We start from the raw sequence: 25,013 nt of genomic DNA on the forward strand, positions 1-25,013 counted from the left end.
GCAACCCGGAGAGGATATGACGGGGTTCCCCGCCGGATTGAGCCAGGAGATAAAGGCCCGATGCTTAATGCTCTGACCATAGATGTTGAAGATTATTTTCAGGTGAATGCCTTTGCCCGGCAGATACGATATGAAGATTGGGACCATTATCCGCTTCGCGTTGAGCGCAATACCTCCGTCATCCTTGATATGCTCGACGAATTCGGCGTCAAGGCGACCTTCTTCATATTGGGGTGGGTTGCAGAACGGGCCCCTGACATTGTTAAGGAAATACATCGGCGAGGGCATGAAATCGCCTGCCACGGCTATGGTCATCAGTTGGTTTATGCCATCGGGCCGGATAAATTCAGGGAGGATATAGCCAAGTCGCGTTCCATCCTGGAAAATATCAGCGGTGAACGCGTGATCGGTTACCGGGCGCCCAGTTATTCCATCACCAGGAAGTCCATGTGGGCACTCGAGATTCTGGTGGAGGAAGGCTTTGAGTATGATTCAAGCATATTTCCGATAATCCATGACACGTATGGAATACCTGATGCAAGCCGTTTTCCTGGCGTGATCAGATGTGCTTCCGGGGTGTTGCGGGAATTTCCCCTGTCCACCCTGTCTTTGAAATTGTTTGGCAAAGACATTCGACTGCCCGTTGCCGGTGGGGGGTATTTGCGCTTGTTTCCCGCAAGGATGATCGATTGGGCGATCAATACGATAAACCGCCAGGAGAAGCAGCCGACCGTTCTCTATTTCCATCCATGGGAGATCGATCCGCACCAGCCGCGTATCAAGACTGGACTCAAGAGCCGTTTCCGGCATTATGTGAATCTGGAAAAAACCGAAGGGAAGTTGCGGGCTCTGGTGTCTCGAAATAATTTCGGCACTATGCGTGAGGTACTCGAAGCATGTGTACCGATACCCGCGGTGGATTGATCATGGAGATGGCGATTCATTCCTACAACGAAACCGGCACTGAATGGAACGAGTACGCAGCTCTCCACCGCGACGGCACCAACTATCACCAGTACGGCTGGCGCAACGTGATAGAGAACAGTTTTGGTCACAGGACACATTATCTGGTTGCGAGGGACAGCGCCAAGGCGATTCGCGGACTTCTGCCCCTGACCCACATGAAAAGCAAGTTATTCGGCAACTTGTTGGTGTCATTGCCATTTTTTAACTACGGCGGGGTTCTGGCCGATGATGAAGACATATCCCGCGCCCTTTTGCAGGAGGCTGAAAACATACGTTGTGCGACAGGTGCCGAATACGTTGAGCTTCGGCACTTGCAAAAATTTTCCGGGGAGCTTGCTACCAAAGAACACAAGGTAACAATGATCCTCGATCTGCGGGATGACGGGGAGTTACAATGGAATGACCTGAACGCCAAAGTCCGGAATCAGGTGCGCAAGGCGGAAAAGAGCGGGCTGTCGGTTCGGACCGGGCAACAGGAATTGCTGGACGGATTTTACGAGGTATTTTGCCGTAACATGAGGGATCTGGGTACGCCGGTTTATGGAAAGGTATTTTTCCAGAATATTTTGAATGCATTCCCGGACACAACCCGCATCATATCAATCTTCCTTGACGGCAGAACGATTGCCTCAGGCATCCTGGTGTGGTATCGGGACACACTGGAGGTCCCCTGGGCATCCTCGATCAGAGACTTCCGGGAACTGTGTCCCAACAATCTTCTCTACTGGGAGGCAATTAAGTTCGCCATCCTGAATGGCTCCACGAAATTCGACTTTGGCCGGTCCACGCCGGAAGAGGGGACGTATCGTTTCAAAAAACAATGGGGCGCCAGACCGCTGCCCCTCTATTGGCAATATCTACTCAAAACCGGCACTGCGATGCCGGAGATCAACCCCAAGAATCCGAAGTACGAAATGGCCATCAAGGTCTGGCAAAAGCTTCCCGTGGGGCTTACGAAGATAGTGGGACCAGGCATCGTGCGGAATATTCCTTGAGAATGATATGCAATTTTCTATCATAATTCCGGCTAAAAATGAGGAAGCAAACATTGGGCGCTGTCTTGACTCCATCAGTCGGATGACGTTTGATACTAGTCAATATGAAGTGATAGTTGTCGATAACGGGTCAACAGACGAAACGGCAGAGATAGCTCGCCAGAAGGGCGCTACGGTCTATGTCGAACCTGATCTGACCATTGCCGGCCTCAGAAATTTTGGTGCATCCCAGGCGAGCGGCCAGATTTATGCTTTTCTTGACGCCGACTGTGCCGTCAGCGCCCAATGGCTTGAGTTTGCATCTCATTACCTGGATCCAGCTGAAAATATTGTTGCTTTCGGCAGCCCTGCGGTTGTTCCTGAAGGCGGAACGTGGGTGCAGAAGGCCTGGTTCAACGTCAGGGGCAGGGCAGGGCAGGTCGTTGATGTCGATTGGCTTGAATCCGCCAACCTGTTTGTGAAATCTTCAGCGTTTCGGACGGTGCATGGTTTCGACGAATCTCTCGTCACGTGTGAAGACTATGATTTGACCCGGAAGCTGAAGGCTGTCGGCCGGTTGGTATCTGATTATCGAGTTATGGCCATCCATTATAGAGAACCTGCTACCATCAAAGAGTTTATTAAAAAAGAAATATGGCGCGGCAAAAATAATTATACGGGAATATTTAGACGCAAAATAGATAAAGAAGAGATCCCCAGCTTGATATTGCCGCTGATATACCTTGTCTTTTGGGTGATCTCCCTGTTGCTGCTCGTTGCGTGCTTGACCGGCATGGGCAATAGGTATTTGTTTTATCTCTTGGGAATACTGCTGTTGTGGCAGGTTCCGATTATTTTTGTATCGTTCAGAAAGAACAAGACAAGTGAAATAAAAACCGTTTTACAGTTATACATTCTCTTCAATGCCTATTTTTTTGCACGCAGTCTTGTCCCCGTTCGTTGGAAATAGCGTAACGGATCAACGTTCATCAAATAAAACTTGACGCAAAGGTTGCCCTCATGTGCGGGATAGCGGGTTATTTCAGAACAAGTTGCGCATCGGTTTCCGACAAGACCGTTCTTCAGAAAATGGGAGACGTAATTCTTCACCGCGGCCCTGATGCCGGTGGGAGTTATCTAGACGACCATGTTGGTATGACGCACCGTCGGTTGAGTATTATTGACCTCTCCCCTCAGGGAAACCAGCCGATGTTTTCTTATGACAATTCCTTGGTTATTGTCTTTAACGGCGAAATTTACAACTTCCAGAAGTTACGGGCTGAACTGGAGCGGGATGGTTTTCTTTTCCGGACCCAAACCGATACCGAAGTGATTCTGGCGCTCTATCAGCAAAGGGGGGTCGCCTGCCTGGAAAAACTGAATGGGATGTTCGCCTTTGCCATATGGGACAAGGCTGACAAAACGCTCTTTCTGGCCCGTGACCGGATCGGCAAGAAGCCTCTCTATTATTACCACGGCGGTGCCGACCGGCTCGCTTTCGCCTCTGAAATCAAGTCTCTTCTCCAGCTACCGGGAATCAAGCAGCAGATAGATCCAACCGCACTCATCGACTTTCTTAAATATCTCTACATCCCGGCGCCAAAAACCATCTATCAGAACATCTATAAACTGCCACCCGCACATTATCTCCTGTTGCGTCCCGGGGAAGAGCCGCGTATTTCCGAGTACTGGGATGTCGATTTCTCCGCCCGGACGACCTGCACGGAAGCAGAAGCCGAAGATGTGCTGCTGGAGCTGCTGCAGGACAGCACCGCCTGCAGGATGGTAGCGGATGTTCCGCTCGGTGCCTTTTTGAGCGGTGGGGTGGATTCCAGTGCCGTGGTTGCGCTGATGGCTAAGGCTTCTCAAGAACCGGTCCGTACCTGTACCATCGGGTTTGAAGACAAGAGGCACGACGAGTCGCCCTATGCGCGAGAGGTTGCAGAGTTGTTCAAAACAAACCATCAGGAATATCTTGGCCGGGAAAACCTGTTGGAAACGGTTCAGCTCATGCCGAGATACTTCGATGAGCCTTTTGCAGATGCGTCGGCAGTGCCGACGTACCATGTTTCCCGGCTTGCCCGGCAGTCGGTTACCGTCGCCTTGGCAGGTGACGGGGGGGACGAGAGCTTTGCCGGCTATGATAAGTATTCCATCGAACTTAAGGAAGCATTTGTTCGACAGGTTGTGCCCCGCCCACTCCTGACGACCCTGCACGCCGGGACCGGAACCTGGCGCCACCCATGGGTCCGCAAGGCCCGTTCACTGACCGGCAGTGCCCTGCAGGAGCCGGGGCTGGCCTTTTACCGAACCAACACCTTTATTGAAGACGATTTACTCGCATCACTTCTGGCGAATGAGGTGAAGCGATCCAGCAGCGGGTATGACCCCAGTGAACATACGACCCGGTACTGGGATAAAATGCAGGGTGCCGATCACGTGACACGCATGATCTATACCGACCTTAAGTCCTATTTGCCCGACGATATTCTCGTCAAGGTTGACCGGATGAGCATGGCCAATTCCCTTGAGGTGCGGGCGCCATTCCTCGATTACCGAATTGTTGAATTTGCGGCTTCTCTACCGAGCAAATGGAAGATAAAAGGGAATGACAAAAAGATAATCCTCAGAAAGGCATTCGGACATTTGCTCCCCGACCGTATCCTGAACCGCAAAAAACACGGATTTACGGTCCCTCTCGACACCTGGTTCCGCGGCGAGTTGAAAGCCCTTTCCGAACAACACCTCCTGCAAGAGTCCGCATTGTCGGATTACCTGGATCCTACCGTGCTGCGGCGAATCTGGCAGGAACACCAGGAAAAGAAAACTGACCACGGTTCGTTGCTTTGGAGCTTGCTTATGTTTGCATTGTGGCAGCGGGAATACGAATTGGCATGATCAAGACGATACGTATAAATGAACCTGCGGGTATCGGCCGGACGCAAGAATACGTCCGTTTCGCGGTTCCCTTTGCGCGCGGAGAGGCATTGCCCAGTGCGTCGATGGGCATTATTGACCCTGGCGGTCAAGCACAACCCTGCCAGACAAAGGTGCTTAAGCAGTGGCCTGACGGTTCAGTCAAATGGCTGCTGGCGGACTGCGCCGTTTCTGTTTCTGCCGGCAGTTCCCAAAGCTGCAAGCTTCTTGTCCAACCTGAAGAAATGCCCGCACCCGCTGTTTCCGTGCGTGTCACCCAGGACCCTTCCGGATGGCGTGTGGATACGGGGGCGGGGACATTTTGTGTGGATGCTTGCGTTTTCCGGCCATTCGCCAGCGTCCAAAGGCAGACGGGCGAGTTGCTTCAGCCAGGCGGGGGCTTGTGCATACTAAGCATTAAAGATTTTCCGCAGCTTACGCCATCGATTGATAATATGTCCCTTGAAGACAATGGTCCTCTGCGGGCGGTCATCAATGTGTCGGGCCGTTTTTCTGAAGCAGGAAGAATGACAGACCTACGGTTTTATGCGCGACTGCATTTTTTTGCCGGGAGCATGGCGGTAAAGATCGAGTTCACAATTCACAACCCGCAGGCTGCCAGGCATGCAGGAGGGTTGTGGGATTTGGGGGACCCAGGGGCTGTCCTGATAAATGAGTTGACTCTTACGTTGCCGTTTGCAGAAGGAATGGCATCTGAGATTCATTGTATTCCGGAACGCGGTCTTCCCTCCATAAACATTTCCGGCGCAACCAAGCTTTGCGTTTATCAGGAGTCGAGTGGAGGGTGTAACTGGCAGAGCCCGACACACCGTAATCGCGATGGGCGCGTGCCCATGTCCCGCAGAGGCTATGTCATCGAGATCGACGGGGTTGAGAACGCCACGGGCATGCGTGCGACTCCGCGGTTCTGGTGCGGTACAAGAGGTATTGGGGTTGCTGCAGCTCTGCCTTCTTTTTGGCAGGAATTTCCCAAGTCAATCGAAGCGGATGAAAAGCAGCTCAAAATTCACTTGTTCCCCGCACGGTTCCCGGATGTGCATGAACTCCAGGGAGGGGAACGCAAAACCCATCTTCTTTGCCTGGATTTCGCCGCACAACCGGATGACCTGAGTTGGGCCTTATGGCCTGTCCAGGCCTTTGCAGCACCCGAGGAATATCGTGCCGCCAAGATTTTACTCGATTTGCCGGATAATGTGGATCTCATCGACAGCTTTTCCACCGCCGCAGCTATTCTCGATAAACGGGAGATCATTGACGAATACGGCTGGCGCAATTTTGGCGAGATATATGCCGACCACGAATCCGTCTTTCATAAGGAACGCGGGACGTTTGTCTCACACTATAACAATCAGTACGATTTCATCGCCGGGGCCTACAGAAAATTTTTCGCAACCGGAAATAGTGATTGGGAACGTATCGCAGCCGATCTTGCCGTCCATGTAAGCGATATCGATATCTATCATACCGGGCAGGACCGCCAGGAATACAACCACGGGCTTTTCTGGCATACCGACCACTACATTGATGCCGGGCTTTCGAGCCACCGTTCTTTCTCCCGGGAGCATCTCAAGAGTAAAGAACCACGATCCTGTGGGGGAGGGCCTGGTGCCGAACACTGCTATACAACCGGTCTCATGTTGCATTATTTTCAGACCGGCAACCCCTTATTCATGCAATCGGTCATTTCCCTGGCTGACTGGGTTCTGATGGTACTGGAGGGGCCACAGACCGTTTTGGCTGCATTGAAACAAGGGATTCATTCTCTGAATCTCTGGCGGAATTCACGCGGAAATGTGCGCCTCTTTCCCCGATATCCGCTGACCCGGGGGACCGGGAATGCCATCACTGCCTGCCTTGATGCCTATGAGATCGGGGGAGGGAAAAAGTATCTGGATGCAGCGGAGAAACTGATTCGTGGCACGCTGCATCCAGATGATGATCTAAATGCGCGCAAGCTTCTTGAGGCGGAAAGAGCCTGGTCCTATACGGTGTTATTGGTAGCTGTCGGCAAATACCTTGACAAGAAGCGGGAACTGGGTGAGCTTGACTCCGCTTTCGTCTATGCTCGCGCTGCTCTTCTCGCCTATGCGGAGTGGATGCTTGATAATGAGTATCTCTACCTGGAAAAACCGGAAATTCTTGAGTATCCCAACGAAACCTGGCCTGCACAGGATTTGAGAAAATGCGTGATTTTTTTTCAGGCAAGCCGTTATGCCGAACGGGGGCGGAGGTCTGTTTTCTTGCAGAAAGGGCGGTATTTTTTTGAAAATGCCAAGAATGAGCTGCTCTTGCACGAAACGACCCACTTTACCCGGCCATTGGTTCTCCTGCTGCAAAATTGCTGGGTTGAACCACACCTGTCGGAGAATGGTCAATTCGCTTCCGAACAAGAGGGGGAGGAAAGGCACCTGTTCCCTCAGAGCCACAGCGGGCAACCGACCCCCTATCTCACGTTAGCTTCCGTTGTCAGCCGCACGTGCGCCGAGCTGATACGTACTTTTCGCCAAACCAGCCTGCGTCGTGAATGGGCCTGGCTGGTTTCCAGAGTGACATGACTTTCGGCCACGGGACCATCCTTTCCCAAGGCCCAATCAAGAGAAAATCACATGCCATACGCTAATGACATAGCCCTGACTACCAGAAATCACAAGATCCTGCATGTCGTACTCTCCATGGAGGTGGGAGGGGCGGAAAAGCTGGTTTACGACATGGTCAACCATCCCATGTTTGCCGAGAATAAACCACTTGTCTGCTGTCTGGATGCACTTGGCGAACTGGGAGAGATGTTACGCCGGAACGGTTATACGGTATATATAAAAAACCGTCGCGAAGGGCTCGATTTGAGCGTCATTCCCTGGCTTCGTGAGATAATCCGCAGGGAAGGGGTAACAATTGTACATGCCCACCAGTATACCCCGCTTTTTTACTCTGTTCCGGCTGTCCTTCTGGCCGGGCGGGCCAAGCTCGTCTATACGGAACACGGGCGTTTTTATCCAGACCGAAAAAGCTGGAAGCGCACCCTCTTGAACCCGCTTCTTGCCTATGGCGTTGACCACCTTGTTTCAATTTCCGCGAGTACTGCCCGGGCAATGTCAACATATGACAACCTTCCTCTCTCAAGAATCAAAATCATTAACAATGGCATACATCTCACACGAATGAACCCGCAGGTTGATGTTGTTGCAAAGAGAAAAGAGCTCGGTTTGAGCGAGACCTGCCGGATTATCGGCACCGCTTCCAGGCTGAATGAGATTAAGAACATCCCTATGATGCTCGAGGTATTCAAGCGGGTGCTGCAGGATGCCCCCGATACCGTCCTGCTGATAGCCGGGCAGGGGCCTCAGGAGGAGTCTCTCAGGCTCCATGCCGATCAACTGGGAATTGCTGACAGGGTCAAATTTATCGGCCTTCGATTTGATCTGCCTGAAATCTATCGATTGCTTGATGTTTTCCTGTTAACCTCTTTCACGGAGGGGATTTCCATCACCCTGCTGGAAGCTATGGCAAGCGGGGTGCCCGCAGTGGCTACAGACGTTGGCGGGAATTGCGAGGTGATGGTCGATGGCCTGACCGGATACCTGGTCCCCATTGATGCCGATGTCGAAATGGCCGAAAAAATTGTCAGATTGCTGAGAGACCCCGCACTGGCCAGGCAATTTGGCATGAAAGGTCAGGAAAGAGTTTTTACGGAATTTACCTTTGACAGGATGATGGGTTCATATATCCAACAATGTTATTTATCATAGATGAATCTATTGGGTATAATGGGTGAAAATCAATGAGGAGATAATGCAATGAATCCCGTTGTCACAATAATTACGCCAACATTCAATCACGGAAAATATATCAAGGAATGTATAGATAGTGTTTTAAATCAATCATTTCCGCAATGGGAACAGATCATTATTGATGACGGGTCAACAGATTCAACAATAGAAACGGTCGAGAGCTATAACGATGAACGCATCAGATTGATCAGGCAACCCCATAAAGGAGTCGAAAATTTAAAAGACACGTACAACGACGCCCTGAACCTGGCAAAAGGTGAGTACGTAGCAATCCTTGAGGGCGATGATTATTGGCTGCCAAACAAATTGGAAAAACAGGTTCCCCTTTTCGACAATAAAGAAGTCGATTTTGTGTGGGGGGCGGCCAACTGGGTACATGAAGATGGGCGGCATATTCTCTCCGCACCAAATGATATTCAGAGATATTCAGGATTTAGCCGACATCAGTATATACGGGAGCTGCTGATGGGCAATTTTATTCCGGCAGTCACCGTCATGCTGAGAAAGGACAAATTGCTGTCCATCGGTGGTTTCCAGCAAACGCCATATATGGTCACGGTTGATTATCCGACGTGGTTGCAAAGTGTTGTAAACGGCGAGACTGCAGTGGTGCCAGAGGTTATCGGCTGCTGGAGGCGGCACTCAACCCAGATGAGTACGGCGAGACAGCACGAACTTCTCGATTGTACTCTTGATTTTGCATGTGAATTCTTCGAGAAATTGCCGGCTGCCATAAAAGAAAAAACTGAATTCGATGAAAACATTATCAGGACTCACTGGAACAATAATATAGCAGAGTCATGCTTCCATGAAGGCCGCAAATGTCTGCTGAAAAAGAAGTGGGATCTGGCAAGAAAGGAATTCATCAATTCTATCGCAAAGGGAAATTTATCGGTCAGGATTAAATCTATATTGGGGATGTTTGCCAGTTATGGCCATTTTAATATTGAAGGCATCGCCCATGCAATAGGCAAGGAAAGAATAGATAATAACGATATTTGGATTTGATATTCACGTCGGCCGTGAAGAGTGAGATAGCTGTAACTATAGTTGATCAAGGATATTTATAATATATGCTAACAGAAATATTTAAGCAAATAGTTAAACACTCGAGTGTCTACTCGTTAAATATATTATTGACCAGTATTGCAAGTGTACTTTTATTGCCGATCTATACCCGGTATTTGACCAAGGCAGATTATGGCACGCTGGCGCTTGTGGATCAATCCGTATACTATATCAAGATTCTCTTCACGCTGGGGGGAGCCGCCGCTGTTAACAGGTTTTTCAATTTTTATGAAAAGGATTCGGATAAAAAAACCGTCATAAGTACAGGTTTATGGCTTGCAGTCATCAGTAGCGGTGTCGGCGGATTTTTTTTGATTGCCAATTCCCATCCGTTGGCACATGTTTTTTTCGGAAATGCCGCTTTGTATAAGATTATCGATGTTGCGGCGGTTATTTTGATATCTGAGACGGTATTATCCGTATCGCTTTCATATTTTGCAGCAGTCAAAGAATCCAAAATTTATGTTGTTTATGGCGTATCTCAGCTGGCTATGAGCATAAGTGCAAATCTGTTCTTTATCATATATTTGAAGCTTGGCGTTTTTGGAATGGTTTACGGCCAGGCTTTATCAAATTGCATCATTTGTTTTATTTCAACAGGACATGTCCTTTTAAAGAATGGCGTTGGCTTTGAACGAGAGAAGCTTAAAATGATGATATCATTTGGCCTGCCATTGATTCCTGCAACAATCTTCGCTTCGCTAATGCATAATGTTGATCAATATCTGTTGAGATATTTTAAAGGACTGGAAACAGTAGGGATATACGCGCTTGGATATAAAATACCATTTGCAATAAATAGCCTCTTTATTGTGTCGATTAACCTTATATGGGGCTCTGCTTTGATGTTTGAGATTTATAAGCTACCAGATGCAAAAGAAATATACTCTAAAATAACTACATATTTAATATCAATATTTATATTTATAATGTTCATTGTCAGTATATTTTCAGAATACATAATAAAGATCCTTGCTTCAGAAGAATATTACAGCTCATACCATGTGATACCAATAGTATGTCTGGGGCTAATTCCATATGCACTACATAATTTTATATCAATCGGTGTGACCATCTACAATAAGACATGGCTATTTCCTGTCAGCAACGGGATTGCGGCCTTATTGAATGTGCTCGTCAATCTGATATTGATCCCGAAATATGGCTATATGGGCGCTGCATGGGCTACGGTAATTACGTATTTTAGCTTCATTTGCATATCCTGGAAATTATACAAAAATGTATATTACATACGATTTGAGTGGATTCGCTTAACCATACTCACGGGAATATGCATTTTATTTTATATATTATCGACACTTGTATCAACGCATAACGAAGCGTTGAAGATTTGTTATTTAACCGGAATATGTTTAAGCCTGCCACTTTTACTGTATATGATAGGTTATTTTAATAAAGAAGAAAAAAATAAATTAAATGAATTAATAAAACAATTTGTCGATGGAGTAATTCGCAATAATTAGCAAAATATTTTAGCATGATAAGTTGTAATAATATGGATGTTGACAAAAAACAGCTAGAAGGTAAATGTGAATGAAAAGAACTATCAAATCAACATTATTGATATTTTTAATTATGTTGATTGGTTCCTCTTTAATACTGGGTATATCATATTATTATTCAGTATCTCCATATTATGTATCAAAAACTGTAGCTAGAGAGGCGTGCCTTGAAATTATAAAATATGCAACATCTATTTACGATCCGACTAAAGTCGTTATTGCTCCAACTGGACCATCTGCCAATCATACTCCTGTTGAAAATACCAATTCCGAGAATGTATTATTGCTTATCAATAAAAAATATCCTAAAGGTATAAATAAACTAAAAGTATATAACAACAAGCAGATTACATATAGTACACATCCTTTCAGCTATCAGACGTCGAATGAACGTCGGCTCGTTGAGCTGAGAAAGAAATATGGCATAGACAAATTTATTTCGGAAAAACGAACTGATTTTGAACAGATTACTGAGATCTCAAATTGGGTGAATAGCCAATGGCAGCATGGAACAGCCGGCAAGTTCAACCCTTCGAATTTTGATGCCGATGATGTTCTCATCCAGGCTAAAAATGGCGCCACATTCTGGTGCCATGTCGCCGCAATGACGTTGATCCAATCGGCGGCTTCTGTTGGATACCAAGGGAGATTGGTATCCTTATCAAAGAATGGATATATACATGAACATGCAGTGGCGGAATTTTGGAGCAATGAGTATCAAAAGTGGGTTATGATCGACCCTGACTTTAATATTTGGTACACAAAAAATGGGATTCCCCTTAACGTTCTTGAAATTCACAACGCTTTTATGGATAAAAATACAAAGGATATTGCCATTGTAACCGGTAAGCATAGACCAATTCATGACTTGGAAGAAAGATTATCAAGCTTGATGCAATATTATGCCTATTTTTATATTGATATGCGTAATGATTGGTTAACGAATCACTACTTTCCCGGGCACCCGGCACGAAGTGATGAAAATACATTGGTATGGCAGGATAAGCGGCTTAAGGTCCTTCTTGATTTTAAACCTGAAGTGGATAACCCTGATGATCTTTATTGGGATCTGAATCGGACACACCTGTTATTTGCCGATAGTACCCGAACAGATGATGGTATAATGGTATCATTTGAGACAAACACTCCGAATTATGCGTTTTTTGATATAAAAATTGATGGAATACACACCTTGAAACAAAGCAAAAATAAATTTTTATGGCCAATCCATAGTGGGGATAATAGTATTGAAGTACGGTCTGTTAATTCATATGGTCAAGAAGGAATTCCTAGTTTTGTGGTTATCAATATAGGTAATACAACAAAGTGAATTAAAGCATTTATCAGGTTGAAATACATTATTATAAACAGATTTATTGGATACTAAATGGCAGAAATTTTACTTGTTATTATAATAGGTTTAACAGCTGTTAGCTCATTGAGCAAGCCATGGATCGGTATAATTGCGTATTACCTTCTTGCGCTATTGGGACCGCAGTATGTTTGGTGGTGGAATTTTAGGAACCTGCATGTTTCTTTAACAGTAGCTGCTTGCACGATGGCCGGTTTTTTTCTTATGTTCTTAAAAGGAAAAATTGAAACTGGATTCATTAAAACAAGACAGAATCGAATCCTTTTTGCATTGTGGTGCTTTCTGGTCATTTCATATTTTTTTGGACCATTTGTATCATCGAATAATACCACATTTAACCCTTCAGAGCTGATCATTAGAGCCACAAAGATATACTTATTTTATTTTATATCAGTCTTGCTTATAAATGATATTAAAAAAATATACTATTTAAGTTTAATTATCATTATAACTACACTATTTTATATATATTGGTCAAATATGCAATATGTCTCTGGTAACTGGTCTCAATTTAATATGGGGCGTTTAATGGGGCCTACTAGTGTTGATGGTGGTGGAATATATAGCGATGAAAATAATTTTGCAATGTTATTTGTAACAGGAATACCATTTGTATACTTTTTATCACAGATAGTAACGAATAAACTTGTCCGTTATTCGTTACTTTGTTGCATTCCATTGGGATGGCATTCTGTTTTCTTAACTGGTTCTAGAGGTGGTTTGCTTGGTTTGGGTGTTGTCACGGTAGTAGGTTTACTCTACTCAAAAAAAATAACATTGATATTTGTTATGTTGCTTTTTTTTGTTGGTTTTTACCAGTGGCAGGCTGGAAACACGATGAAGGAGCGTAGTGAAACAATTACTGCGTATGAAGGAGAATCTTCAGCGGAAGCTCGCATTAGAGTTTGGACAGGTGGAATCAGAATGTTGAGTGATAATCCAATTACAGGTGTCGGAATTGGCTCGTTTATGTACGCATGCCCCAAATATGTTAATGGCCTGCCGCTCATAGCTCATAATACTTTAGTTCAATACTCTGCTGAATCTGGAATTGGTGCTGGTGTATGTTATGTGCTTATAATATCTAATTTTATTTTTTGTTCAAAAAAAATATTTAAATGGATAAGTATAAATAAAGACAATAATGATTCAGACAAATTTAAATATTTATTACAAGCATGTACTACATCATTCGCTGGATTAATAACATGCTCAATGTTTTTGAGTTTAAACTATTTTGAAGTATATTACTATTTATTAATTATTATTAATTCATTGTCGGTTTTATGCGCTATAAATAGTAAGAATTATAATGATTATGTACCTAAAACAGTGTGATTAATTGTTGGTAACTGATTACTGTTTAACACGATAGTCTGTGTATAAAATTGATTTAACAAATGTAATATGGATACATAAATGACATAGTTTATAAAAATATTCAGTACCTTAACCGCAGTATTATAATCGGAAAATACAATGCTAAAATTACGAATTCTAATTATAGCCCCTTCGCTACCCCGATATGATCGTAATTCCGGAGATCTCCGGCTATATACAATACTTCAGATCCTTGCTGAGGTTTATGAAGTTTATTTTTATGCATGTAAAATAGAATATGATGATCAACAGTATCTAGATAAATTACAAGTTATTGGCATTACTGTTTTTGACGATAACATGTCTATAGCAAATGTCTTGCATAGATATACATATGATGTTGCTTTTATAGAATTTTATTTTATTGCAGATTATTATTTGCCAAGAATAAGACTAATTCAACCAAGATGCCCGATAATTATTGATACAGTTGACGTTCATTATATACGTAAATATAGTCAAAGTAACATAACTAATAATAATGAAGATATTGAAAATGCAAATATAACCAAAAATATTGAAACAAAAATATATAACAAGGCTGATGTTGTTATAACTGTAACACCCGATGATGCTAAATTGTTAAGTATGGATTGTCCTAAATTAAGAATTAGAATAATACCAAATATTCACGAAATAAATTGTTGTAGTAATAATGCTAATGATCACAGTATAATTTTTATTGGTGGTTTTACGCATGAGCCTAACATTGACGCAATCCTATTTTTTCATAAAGAAGTTTTGCCAATTATCCGTAAATCCATTCCAGGTATTCAATTAAAAATAGTTGGAAGCGCTCCAACAAAAGATATAATAGCCCTTCAGGATGAAAATATTATCGTAACAGGCTTTGTCTCTTCAACTTCACCTTATTTACATGCTAGTAAAATATCAATTGCCCCGTTACGTTTTGGTGCTGGTATGAAAGGTAAAATTGGAGAAGCTATGGCACATGGTGTCCCTGTTGTAACGACATCTGTAGGTGCTCAAGGTATGGGTTTGACAAATCGGAAGAATGTAATTATTGCGGATACACCTGAAGATTTTGCACATGCTGTTGAAGAATTGATAAATGATGCTGAACTGTATAATACTATTAAGCAAAATGCAATAATGCATGTTGCTGACAGATATACAAAAAAAGCTGTAACAGAAAGTATTAAAACAATTATTGATGAGGTGAAAAACTCACCTTCAAATAGAAATTTAATCATTACAATAATTCAAAGTTTATTATCAGTATTTAAAAGTTTGATAAACAGTGAAACGGATAAACGTGACAAGTATATTTACAAATAAATATATTATTTGAATAAATCAGATTATATAATAAAATATTATCTAATGATGCATAATATTAAATAAGGCCAGTTTAGACAAATTGACAAATAACAAAATTTAACTTCGTTTGTTGATATTGGGAGATAGTTTGAAGAATGTAATCAAATCAATAGTAAAGGGAATAGCCTTTATTTTGGTTTATCCACTATACATCCTTTTAATTATAAGCGAGTTGATCTCAAAGAACGATCAGCCATTTCAGGGATGTTCACAGTTGTTAAGCCTTGTTCCTGGATTGCCGGGAAACTATTTGCGACAACAGTTTTATCGGCTATCGCTGGCGCATTGTGCCGATGACTGTTGTATTGAGTTTGGTACGAGGCTCAATCAGCGTTCGATTGAAATTGGCCGAAGCGTATATATTGGCACTAACTGTTGCGTAGGCGCATGCATAATCGAAGACGATGTTCTTATTGGAAGTAACGTCGATATCATAAGCGGGAAGAAGCAACACTCGTTTGAACGGCTTGATGTTCCAATGAGAGAGCAGGGAGGCGAACTTGAGAAAATTGTTATTGGTGCAGATTCCTGGTTGGGTAACAGCTCCGTTGTTATGGCTAATATTGGTAAAAAGTGTATTGTTGCAGCAGGAAGCGTTGTGATAAAGGATCTGGAAGATTTTAAAATCGCGGGGGGAAACCCTGCAAGAGTTTTAAAATGTAGATTGGCTGATTCAGATAAGTTGCATGATGCGACCTAAATCTCTATCTAAAGGGAGATATGGTGACATTTGACAAAAATAAGAAAATTTGCGTTCTCCATTTAATAGGTAGCACAGGACTGTATGGTGCAGAACGATGGGTTCTTGCGCTAATGCGGGCAAGTAATGCTGATAAGGTCAATATGACCTTAATAAATTTAGTCGATAGTGGCTGTGCGCAATCTCAGGTGGTAACTGCGGCGAAGCAAAGAGGTTTTGTTGCCTTTGATTTTGTTACAGGCGGAAAGTTTAATCCTATAGTTGCCGTTCGTCTGGCAAAGTGGATCCGGGAGCATCAAATCAATATTGTCCATGGTCATGGTTTTAAGTCCGACGTTATTGGCCTGCTTTCGGCCCGCTTATCAGGGGTTAAGATGATAACAACCCCACATGGCTGGAGTCAGGAAGGGAATAATAAACTGAAATTGTATGAAACAATCGATAGATGGCTCTTTAAGTACATGGATATTGTTTGCCCACTTTCTTGTGACCTTGCGAAGGGCATATCAACTGGTAATAAAATCAGACTCATTCAGAATGGTGTTGATGTTGAAGAGGTATTAACTGCAATTTCTTCTGATAAAACAAATATTAATTGCTACTTGATTGGTTATATAGGCCAATTAATAGAAAGGAAAGATTTGAATACGCTTTTTGCGGCGTTTAAAATATTGTACGCAGATAACAAAAACATTAGATTGATGGTGATTGGTGACGGCCATCAAAAAGACGCCTTACAAGCAAGAGCCAAACAACTTGGTATAGAAAATCAGGTGGAATTTTTGGGATATAGACAGGATGCCACTTCGCTGTTAAAAACATTCGATGTTTTTGTATTACCTTCACTTATGGAGGGAATACCGCGCTGCATTATGGAGGCGATGGCAGCCGGGATTCCCGTTATAGTGTCGGACATCCCAGGAAATCGTGATTTAGTTGTTTTGGGGAAGACGGGATTGCTTTTTGCTCCTGGTAACAGCCAAGATCTTGCAGAGAAAATTGAATATGCCAGAGTACACCCAGATGATGCCAAACGCATGGCAATTCGCGCCAGCGATATGATTATGTCAGAATATTCGAGCCGGAAAATGGCGTTGGAATATGAAACCATATACTATGAACTGATGAGCGTATAAACTCATTTCATTTAACTATAGATTTATTTATCATAATGCGAGTATCAACATTTTAATAAGAGGGTATCATGATGTCAACGGCAGATGACCTGCGACGTAAATATTTTAAAGATGAAGATCATCCTTATAATATTTATGAAAAGTTAATAAATAGTGCTTTAAAGCCAGATTGGGTTTTGTTAGACGCAGGATGCGGTCGGGAAGCACCTGTTCTAAGAAAATATACCGGTAAGGTTGGAAAATTGATTGGCATTGATTGCGAGGAATTCGCCTCACCAATTCCTGGTATTGAACTGGTTAGAGGCGATATAGGAAATATGGATTCTATTGATAGTAATTCTATTGATATGGTTATATCAAGAGCAGTTTTAGAACATATACAAAATCCTGAATTAGTACTTAAAGAAATCAATAGAGTCCTAAAGCTAAATGGTAATTTTGTTTTTCTTGTACCAAATTTATATGATTATAGTTCAATCATATCATTATTAGTACCAAATAAATATCATCCTCAAATCGTATCTAAAGTTGAGGGACGCAAAGTAGATGACGTATTTCCAACGTATTACAAAATAAATACTAAAAAGTCCGTTTACGATATAGCAAAATTATCAGGGTTTAAAATTGATAAATTTGAATATGTTGGGCAATATCCTCATAATCTCATGTTCAACAAATATTTGTTTTTGGTTGGGACCTGTTATGAAAAATTGTTGGAAAGATTTGAATTTCTTAGCTTTCTAAGAGGATGGATACTGGTGCACATGATAAAGCAGAACGATAATACATAAATGTAATTAGTGGATATGAAAATGAAGATTCTTTATCTGTCTCAACGGATACCTTACCCACCTAATAAAGGTGATAAACTAAGAGCATTCAATGAGATCAAGCATTTATCCAAACATCATGAGATATCTCTGTTTTGTCTTACTGATAATTATCAGAAGATGGGAATTCCTGATGAACTGAACCAACTTTGTAAGTCGATTGATGTTGTACATCTTTCCAAAATTCAATCAAAACTTCAATCAAGCTTGGCTATTTTCTCCGATATTCCGCTAACCCTTTCCTATTTCTATTCTAAAAAACTCAAAGAAATGATCAATATGAAGTTGATCGATGGGCAATATGATTTAATTTTTGTCTATTGTTCCTCAATGGCCCAATATGTTGACCATGTACAGCATATTCCAAAACTTATTGATTTCGTTGATGTTGATTCCGAGAAATGGAATCAGTACGCTACCTATGCCTCATTTCCCATGAGGCTTTTATACCGCATTGAAAGTTACCGACTCAGAAAATACGAGGCCTTGATCGCAGAAAATTACCAGCATGGTATTTTTGTTTCTGAAAATGAAGCGGCGGATTTCAAGAAAATGGTATGTCCGTGTTCGACTATCACACCAATTCTGAATGGAGTAGATTGTGAGATGTTTACTCCGGGGACAGAACCATATGAGAGGAATTCACTCATATTTACTGGTGCAATGGACTATTATGCCAATGTCGAAGCAGTACTTTATTTTGTCGACCAAATATTGCCTCTCATCAAAAATAAGATTGATAATGTCAAATTTTACATTGTAGGGAGTAATCCGACCAAGGAAATAATCTTGTTGGCGAAAAAGGATACTAGTATAATAGTAACTGGCTATGTCGAAGCGGTGCAACCCTATATGAGTAATGCCGCAGTATTTGTAGCCCCTATGCGAATTGCCAGAGGGGTACAGAACAAAATACTGGAAGCCATGGCAATGGGAGTTCCCGTGGTTACGTCGTCTTTAGGTTATGAAGGAATAACTGCAAAACAGGGAGAGGATATTTTCGTTGAAGATACACCAGAGCTTTTTGCAATGCGGGTTATCGAGCTTGTGGAAGATGCCGAATTGAGGAGGGCTGTTTCTGAAAAATCTCGAAAAAATGTGGAGAGTTGTTATAATTGGCAAATGAACCTTGGAAAATTAGAGGAGTTGTTGATTGAAACACAAAAAGCTTTTTCCTCTCATTAATTCGACTTCCCCGAAAATATTGCTCATTAACTCTTTAGCAGATAAAGTCAAAATTAACGTTTTGATTATTATCTATCAAGGATGAAGCATATGAAAAGGATACTGCAACTTCAGTACTTATTCTTTACAATTATAGTTATAGCAATGATTTCCATTTTGAGTTGTTCTGGTGGCAGTAACAGTAGCAGTAGCAGCAGTAGCAGCAGTAGCAGTAGCAGTAGCAGCAGTAGCAGTAGCAGTAGCAGCAGTAGCAGTAGCAGTAGCAGCAGTAGCAGTAGCAGCAGTAGCGCTCCCGCATCAACTGCTACAACAGCAATTTACGATAAAGTGCTTCAATCATCTGATGTTACGTATATAGGCGCATTTCGCGTACCGAGCGGAACCTATGGGGGCAGCGACGATACAAAATATTCGTTCAATTACGCCGGGTTTGCCATGCCCATAGGGGTTGCCTACAATGCCGCTAATAATTCCCTGATCATGTCGGGACACGGGAATAACTCGTATGTCGCAGAGATTAATATCCCGGCAATAGTAAACAGTTCGAATATCAGTGCCTTGAATATCGCGACGGTAAGGCAAAACTTTACGGATGTGTCCAGGGGGCATCATGTCTTCACCAATGAAGGGCTGATTATTGGTGGTTTTCTTGTTTATAACGGGAAGTTGATTGTTGGCGCAACCGATTATTATGCTTTTGATAACGACCAGGAGACGTGGAGCCACTTTGTCAACACGAACGCAAATAGCCTTGCTACCGGGACCTTTGCCGGAGATTACACGGTAACAAGTACTGGCAACGGTGGCCCGCCTGTTTCTATCTCCAACGAATATATGACTACGGTCCCGGATAACAGCAGTAGTGGCGGCACGAACTGGCAGACGGCTTTGGGGGGCACGGTGTTGGCAGGCGCCATGTCGCCCAATGTCGTTTCACGGACGTCCTTAGGCCCTGCGGCGGTCACCTTCAATCCCGACAATTTCAGCAGCAATACGCCGCATAATGTGCTTATGTATTGGCCCGGAGATGGATCGCATAGTCCGGCTGATTCCGTTTTCGTCGGTAGCGGTTTAGGTGAAGGCCGGTTATTCTGGAACGGCTCGACCCAACTAAATGGGGTGGTCTTCCCGAATGGGACCAAGACCGTTCTGTATTTTGGGAATACCGGCACGGGAACCACTGTCTGCTACAAAAGCGGCAATCCCACCGCCTGGGGGTGCGATGCGATTATCGCCGGAGATACCGCACGGCCAGCAGGGGCATGGGACATTCATGCCCCCACGTATCGCAACCAGATTTGGGCGGTAAACGCCGATGACCTTCTTGCCGTAAAGAATGGCAGCAAAAACCCGTGGGATATAACGCCGGCCATATGGCCCATATCATCTCCCTTCGACACCTCCGAACACTTCATCGCCGGTGCAGCGTACGACCCTGCCACCCAGCGGATATATGTTGTCGAAAGTAGGGCTGAGAACGGGATCCTTCCAATTGTCCTGGTTTATCAAGTAAATACTTCTCCCTAATGGTCTGCTATCAGTAAAGAATGAGTTAGTGGCTCGTTTCAGTTGGTTTCTATCTTTAGTACAACGGTCCAAGCAAAATAAAATCTTACCCCGTTTGGGGTTAAAAAACAGTCAGCTTCTCGGCTTATTTATATTAATCTCCCTGCGCCTAAAAGGTGTTTGGAGATTTTTTATGAGCACTGTGCAGCTGTTGATTGTTGCCATCTCCCTTCTTCAAGCTGATGTAGCTTTCTGAGTTCTGAGTTGGCCGGGGTTTGCGAGACAGCCTGAAGGGTGAAACAGGCAATGCTCCGGTGTTGTTGTGATTATTAACTTTAGGTCAACCAGCTTCATTTGATTGAGTCCTCGGTAATGCGCCTCATCCCCTGTCAATTGTCAAGTGATGAATGCTTCCGTTTTTCGTTATCCCAGATGAGCGCCTATAGATTTGCAATAAATTGTCGGAATACTTTACGCTCTAATTTTAACTTAAATTATTTTGTAAAAAAATCAATAATATTAGCGGTTAAAAAATTGGTACAAATTGTGCTTTTTTAATCGGTTATTTCAAAATGGGAGGATTGAGATATGTCGAGCACATCCTTATGTTTGATGCTAAAAACATATGGCAAAGCATATGTAATATATTTACTCTTTATTGTTTGCGCTGTGGCAACTCCGCATGCGGCTCATGGAGCGTCGTCGGTTGCAAAGTGGAAGGGGGGGAAATCGGGTGCCATATCGCTAACTTTTGATGACGCATGTCCCTCTCAAATATCTTTGGGGATACCTGCTCTGAATGCTCGAGGGCTTAATGGAACCTTCTTTGTAGTTACGGACTGGGTTGTCTCGTGGGACGCCTGGAAAAATGCTTCAAATTTGGGGCATGAGATCGCCAGTCATACAGTCACTCATCATAAGTTGGGTGAGCTGTCTCTATCCCAGGCTCAAGAAGAACTGGCCGGGTCGAAGGCCATAATTGAAGCTCAAATTCCCGCAAAGAAATGTCTGTCTCTTTCATATCCGTTTGGAGATGCCAATGACCAAGTTAAGGCAATGGCCCAGCCTCTTTATAGTGCTGCCAGGGGGGTTTTTTGCCAAATCAACAATGAACCTTATGATATGTATAATTTGGGGGCTTGTTCTCCCGATGATGGGGTCAATGTTAATCAACAGGCTGATGCTGCTGAACAGCAGGGTGGTTGGCTGATTTTCTTTGTTCATAGTTTGGCTGGAGGGACTGATTGCTATGGCAATTGGCAAATAGGTGATTTGACCGGTTTTCTTGACTACCTTGGGACCAAAAATCTTTGGGTAGGCACTATGGGGGATGTCGCCAAATATATTAAAGAAAGAGAGTCTGCGGTAATATCGGTTGTCTCTTCTTCAGACAATCAGATCGTTTTGAATCTCTCTGATACGTTGGATGATTCAATTTACGACGAACCGCTCACCATACGTACTGAGGTGCCATCAAACTTTACTTCAACTGTTGTCTCTCAGGGAACTAACGTTAAAACGATAGATTCGGTCATTGAAGGAGCGACGAGAGTAATCTACTACGATGCCATCCCCGATCATGGGACTATCTCAATAACTCCATCCTCTTACAATATGTCTCCAGTCGCAACGAATGATGTGTATAGCACCGTTATGAATAATGCTATAAACCAGGCCGCTCCAGGGGTGCTGAATAACGATACTTTTTCTCAGGGAACATCCGTATCAGTGCAATTTGCGGGGGGGCCGACTCATGGCAGCCTCACACTTAATGCTAACGGGTCTTTCATTTACACACCTGATTGGAACTATGTCGGAAGCGATAGCTTTACATACACAATTGACAATGGAACCACAACCAGTAACGTTGCCACAGCAAACATTACAATTACATCATCCGCAGAGTTAGGTTCAGTATCAGTCAGTCCGGCTATTGTGACAGGAGGGGTATCCTCGCAGGGAACGGTAACCCTGAACGGTCCTGCTCCAATAGGCGGGGGGATAGTAACCCTGGCAAGCAGCAACACGTCAGTAGTCACCGTACCGCCAAGTGTTACTGTTCCGGAGAACAGCACTGGTATGAACTTCGTTGTTTCAACGTCTAACGTTTTAACCCAAAGTCCTGTGTCCATAAGTGCAACTTATAATGGAGTCACCCGGAGCACCATTATTAATGTCAATGCTCCCGTAGCATCTTTTTTGCTCTCAGTTGTCAAGGGGGGGGACGGAACAGGTGTTGTGACGTCGACCCCTGCGGGAATCAATTGTGGAGCCACTTGCAGCGCTAACTTTGATAGCGGCACGTCGGTCTCTTTGGTCGCCTCTCCAGACCCAGGCTCTGTTTTTTCCGGATGGAGTGGTGCTTGCTCGGGTACAGGAGCTTGTACGGTAACTTCAGCACAAAGTGTGACGGCAACCTTTACCCGCAGTAGTGCGGTAACAGCTGGGTTGGTAGCGGCTTATGCTTTCAATGAAGGAACCGGGACCACTGTTGCCGACGCGTCGGGCAACGGTCTGAACGGGACAATAAGCGGCGCCTCCTGGGTAGCGGGCAAAGACGGCAATGCTCTCTCCTTTAATGGAGTGAACAATTTGGTCACGGTCCCGGCTTCCAACGTGCTCGACCTGACAACGGGGATGACATTGGAGGGATGGGTATATCCGACCAATAGCTCCGGTAAATGGGGATGCGTCCTCATGAAAGAAACGTCGAACTTTTATGCATACGGCCTTTATATCAGTCCGGCAAATCATCCAGTTGTTTTTATGGTCATTAATGGTTCGGAACATGGATTTGAAGTACCAACCAATTTGACCGCGAATACTTGGAGTCATCTGGCTGCCACTTACGATGGTACGACGCTTAGCGTATATGTTAATGGAATATTGAAGGGTAGTGAAACTATTTCAGCGACTATTCCAGCCTCCTCCGGAGCTCTTCGGATCGGTGGTAACAGTATTTGGGCAACGGAGTATTTTACTGGCATTATTGATAATGTTCGAATATTTGATCGGGCGCTCACTAATGCCGAAATTCAAACTGATGTGAATACTCCGGTCGGGAACGTATCGGCACCACCTGCGTTGAGCGGGGTTTCACTTGCACCAGGAAGTTTGGTTGGTGGCAATTCTTCCGTGGCTACAGTGACACTAAGTGCTCCTGCACCGTCTGAGGGGGCGGTTGTTACCCTGACAAGCAGTAACGCCTCAGTGGCTATGGTTCCGGAGAGCGTCATGGTACCGGCCGGAAGTACTTCAACGACCTTTACGATATCCACCACATCCGTGACAACTGCCGTAACGGTCAGTGTTTCCGCCGTCTTTGAAGGAGTCACTAAATCGGGCAGTCTAACGGTTAATCCAGCAGTTAATTTGTCCGCGTTGACATTAAGTCCAACTAGTCTGACGGGAGGGGGCTCTTCCCAGGGTACGGTAACACTGACTGCTGCCGCCCCGAGTGGTGGAGCGGTTGTTTCCCTTGGCGCCGATTCCTCTGCTGCCAGTGTCCCGGCCAGCGTTACGGTGGCGAGCGGTACGACCACGGCCACCTTTACCATCAGCACCACGCCGGTGGCATCTGCCACGTCGGTGACGATCACTGCCGGTTATGGCGGAGTGAATAAAAGCGCCACTGTTACCGTCAACCCGCCGGCTATAGTGAGCAGCCTTGCTGTCAGCCCGACAAGTGTTTCCGGGGGAGTCTCTGCCCTGGGTACGGTAACGCTGTCCGCTGCCGCCCCGAGTGGTGGAGCGGTCGTTTCCCTTGGCGCCGATTCCTCTGCTGCCAGTGTCCCGGCCAGCGTTACGGTGGCGAGCGGTACGACCACGGCCACCTTTACCATCAGCACCTCGCCGGTGGCTGCTGCCACCTCCGTTGCCATCACTGCCGGCTATGGCGGAGTGAATAAAAGCGCCACCGTTACCGTCAACCCGCCGGTTTTGAGCAGCCTTGCCGTCAGTCCGACAAGTGTTGTCGGGGGAACGGCCTCTCAGGGTACGGTCACCCTGAGCGGTGCCGCGCCGAGCGGTGGTTTGACAGTGACAGTGAGTGACAATTCCACCGCAGCCAGTGAACCGGCCAGTGTTACGGTGGTGGGCGGTACGACCACGGCCACCTTTACCATCAGCACCTCGCCGGTGGCTGCTGCCACGCCGGTGACGATCACCGCCGGCTATGGTGGAGTGAATAAAAGCGCCACCGTTACCGTCAACCCGCCGGTTTTGAGCAGCCTTGCCGTCAGTCCGACAAGTGTTGTCGGGGGAACGGCCTCTCAGGGTACGGTCACCCTGAGCGGTGCCGCGCCGAG

18 protein-coding genes are annotated in these 25,013 nt (G+C 44.7%); 17 read left to right on the forward strand and 1 reads right to left on the reverse strand.

Annotated elements, in window-relative coordinates; genetic code table 11:
• Positions 1–60 precede the first annotated feature (60 nt).
• From LDN12_RS07205 to LDN12_RS07275, 15 genes are all read left to right on the forward strand, one after another.
• Complete coding sequence (locus LDN12_RS07205) at positions 61–924, forward strand: XrtA system polysaccharide deacetylase (protein ID WP_223921999.1); 864 nt, start codon at positions 61–63, stop codon at positions 922–924.
• A complete protein-coding gene (locus tag LDN12_RS07210) occupies positions 897–1,961 on the forward strand; it encodes a FemAB family XrtA/PEP-CTERM system-associated protein (RefSeq protein ID WP_223922000.1) in 1,065 nt (354 codons plus the stop codon). Before LDN12_RS07205 ends, LDN12_RS07210 begins: the two co-directional genes overlap by 28 nt.
• Before the next feature lie 7 nt (positions 1,962–1,968).
• Positions 1,969–2,910: a glycosyltransferase family 2 protein gene (locus LDN12_RS07215; protein ID WP_223922001.1), complete on the forward strand. Its 942-nt coding sequence runs from the start codon at positions 1,969–1,971 to the stop codon at positions 2,908–2,910.
• Between the two features lie 50 nt (positions 2,911–2,960).
• On the forward strand, positions 2,961–4,838 hold the full coding sequence (gene asnB, locus LDN12_RS07220) for an asparagine synthase (glutamine-hydrolyzing) (protein ID WP_223922002.1): 1,878 nt from the start codon (positions 2,961–2,963) through the stop codon (positions 4,836–4,838).
• Entirely contained in the window at positions 4,835–7,432 is a 2,598-nt protein-coding gene (locus LDN12_RS07225) for a glycoside hydrolase family 127 protein (protein ID WP_223922003.1), read from the forward strand. The genes asnB and LDN12_RS07225 overlap by 4 nt, the downstream gene beginning before the upstream one ends.
• Positions 7,433–7,483: 51 nt before the next feature.
• A complete protein-coding gene (locus LDN12_RS07230; RefSeq protein ID WP_223922004.1) occupies positions 7,484–8,623 on the forward strand; it encodes a glycosyltransferase in 1,140 nt (379 codons plus the stop codon).
• 48 nt (positions 8,624–8,671) lie between these two features.
• Complete coding sequence (locus tag LDN12_RS07235) at positions 8,672–9,673, forward strand: glycosyltransferase (RefSeq protein WP_223922005.1); 1,002 nt, start codon at positions 8,672–8,674, stop codon at positions 9,671–9,673.
• A gap of 65 nt (positions 9,674–9,738) precedes the next feature.
• On the forward strand, positions 9,739–11,217 hold the full coding sequence (locus LDN12_RS07240; RefSeq protein ID WP_223922006.1) for a lipopolysaccharide biosynthesis protein: 1,479 nt from the start codon (positions 9,739–9,741) through the stop codon (positions 11,215–11,217).
• Between the two features lie 70 nt (positions 11,218–11,287).
• Positions 11,288–12,586 (forward strand): transglutaminase-like domain-containing protein, encoded by a 1,299-nt coding sequence (locus LDN12_RS07245; protein ID WP_223922007.1) that lies wholly within the window; start codon positions 11,288–11,290, stop codon positions 12,584–12,586.
• A gap of 57 nt (positions 12,587–12,643) precedes the next feature.
• A complete protein-coding gene (locus LDN12_RS07250; RefSeq protein ID WP_223922008.1) occupies positions 12,644–13,966 on the forward strand; it encodes an O-antigen ligase family protein in 1,323 nt (440 codons plus the stop codon).
• A gap of 141 nt (positions 13,967–14,107) precedes the next feature.
• Positions 14,108–15,307, forward strand: coding sequence for a glycosyltransferase (locus tag LDN12_RS07255; RefSeq protein WP_223922009.1), 1,200 nt, complete (start codon positions 14,108–14,110; stop codon positions 15,305–15,307).
• Between the two features lie 130 nt (positions 15,308–15,437).
• Positions 15,438–16,049, forward strand: a complete 612-nt coding sequence (locus tag LDN12_RS07260; protein WP_223922010.1) for a DapH/DapD/GlmU-related protein — start codon at positions 15,438–15,440, stop codon at positions 16,047–16,049.
• Between the two features lie 23 nt (positions 16,050–16,072).
• Positions 16,073–17,185: a glycosyltransferase gene (locus LDN12_RS07265; protein WP_223922011.1), complete on the forward strand. Its 1,113-nt coding sequence runs from the start codon at positions 16,073–16,075 to the stop codon at positions 17,183–17,185.
• Positions 17,186–17,253: 68 nt separating this feature from the next.
• Positions 17,254–17,976, forward strand: a complete 723-nt coding sequence (locus LDN12_RS07270; RefSeq protein WP_223922012.1) for a class I SAM-dependent methyltransferase — start codon at positions 17,254–17,256, stop codon at positions 17,974–17,976.
• Between the two features lie 21 nt (positions 17,977–17,997).
• On the forward strand, positions 17,998–19,200 hold the full coding sequence (locus LDN12_RS07275) for a TIGR03087 family PEP-CTERM/XrtA system glycosyltransferase (RefSeq protein WP_223922013.1): 1,203 nt from the start codon (positions 17,998–18,000) through the stop codon (positions 19,198–19,200).
• A 136-nt stretch (positions 19,201–19,336) separates the two neighbouring features.
• On the opposite strand, the gene LDN12_RS07280 is transcribed toward LDN12_RS07275, so the two are convergent.
• Entirely contained in the window at positions 19,337–19,498 is a 162-nt protein-coding gene (locus LDN12_RS07280; protein WP_223922014.1) for a hypothetical protein, read from the reverse strand.
• A gap of 137 nt (positions 19,499–19,635) precedes the next feature.
• Here LDN12_RS07280 and LDN12_RS07285 point away from each other — a divergent pair, with 137 nt between their 5' ends.
• Positions 19,636–20,727: a hypothetical protein gene (locus LDN12_RS07285; protein ID WP_223922015.1), complete on the forward strand. Its 1,092-nt coding sequence runs from the start codon at positions 19,636–19,638 to the stop codon at positions 20,725–20,727.
• Between the two features lie 567 nt (positions 20,728–21,294).
• A partial coding sequence (locus LDN12_RS07290; RefSeq protein ID WP_223922016.1) for a LamG-like jellyroll fold domain-containing protein occupies positions 21,295–25,013 on the forward strand: 3,719 nt, incomplete at its 3' end.

This window comes from Geobacter sp. AOG2, from assembly GCF_019972295.1.
Lineage (GTDB): Bacteria > Desulfobacterota > Desulfuromonadia > Geobacterales > Pseudopelobacteraceae > Oryzomonas.

Excerpts from the sequence above, each read along its gene's own strand:
- LDN12_RS07205 (WP_223921999.1), top strand. The coding sequence starts at position 61 with ATGCTTAATGCTCTGACCATAGATGTTGAAGATTATTTTCAGGTGAAT.
- LDN12_RS07210 (WP_223922000.1), top strand. The coding sequence starts at position 897 with ATGTGTACCGATACCCGCGGTGGATTGATCATGGAGATGGCGATTCAT.
- LDN12_RS07215 (WP_223922001.1), top strand. The coding sequence starts at position 1,969 with ATGCAATTTTCTATCATAATTCCGGCTAAAAATGAGGAAGCAAACATT.
- asnB (WP_223922002.1), top strand. The coding sequence starts at position 2,961 with ATGTGCGGGATAGCGGGTTATTTCAGAACAAGTTGCGCATCGGTTTCC.
- LDN12_RS07225 (WP_223922003.1), top strand. The coding sequence starts at position 4,835 with ATGATCAAGACGATACGTATAAATGAACCTGCGGGTATCGGCCGGACG.
- LDN12_RS07230 (WP_223922004.1), top strand. The coding sequence starts at position 7,484 with ATGCCATACGCTAATGACATAGCCCTGACTACCAGAAATCACAAGATC.
- LDN12_RS07235 (WP_223922005.1), top strand. The coding sequence starts at position 8,672 with ATGAATCCCGTTGTCACAATAATTACGCCAACATTCAATCACGGAAAA.
- LDN12_RS07240 (WP_223922006.1), top strand. The coding sequence starts at position 9,739 with ATGCTAACAGAAATATTTAAGCAAATAGTTAAACACTCGAGTGTCTAC.
- LDN12_RS07245 (WP_223922007.1), top strand. The coding sequence starts at position 11,288 with ATGAAAAGAACTATCAAATCAACATTATTGATATTTTTAATTATGTTG.
- LDN12_RS07250 (WP_223922008.1), top strand. The coding sequence starts at position 12,644 with ATGGCAGAAATTTTACTTGTTATTATAATAGGTTTAACAGCTGTTAGC.
- LDN12_RS07255 (WP_223922009.1), top strand. The coding sequence starts at position 14,108 with ATGCTAAAATTACGAATTCTAATTATAGCCCCTTCGCTACCCCGATAT.
- LDN12_RS07270 (WP_223922012.1), top strand. The coding sequence starts at position 17,254 with ATGATGTCAACGGCAGATGACCTGCGACGTAAATATTTTAAAGATGAA.
- LDN12_RS07275 (WP_223922013.1), top strand. The coding sequence starts at position 17,998 with ATGAAGATTCTTTATCTGTCTCAACGGATACCTTACCCACCTAATAAA.
- LDN12_RS07280 (WP_223922014.1), bottom strand. The coding sequence starts at position 19,498 with ATGCGGGAGCGCTACTGCTGCTACTGCTACTGCTGCTACTGCTACTGC.
- LDN12_RS07285 (WP_223922015.1), top strand. The coding sequence starts at position 19,636 with ATGCCCATAGGGGTTGCCTACAATGCCGCTAATAATTCCCTGATCATG.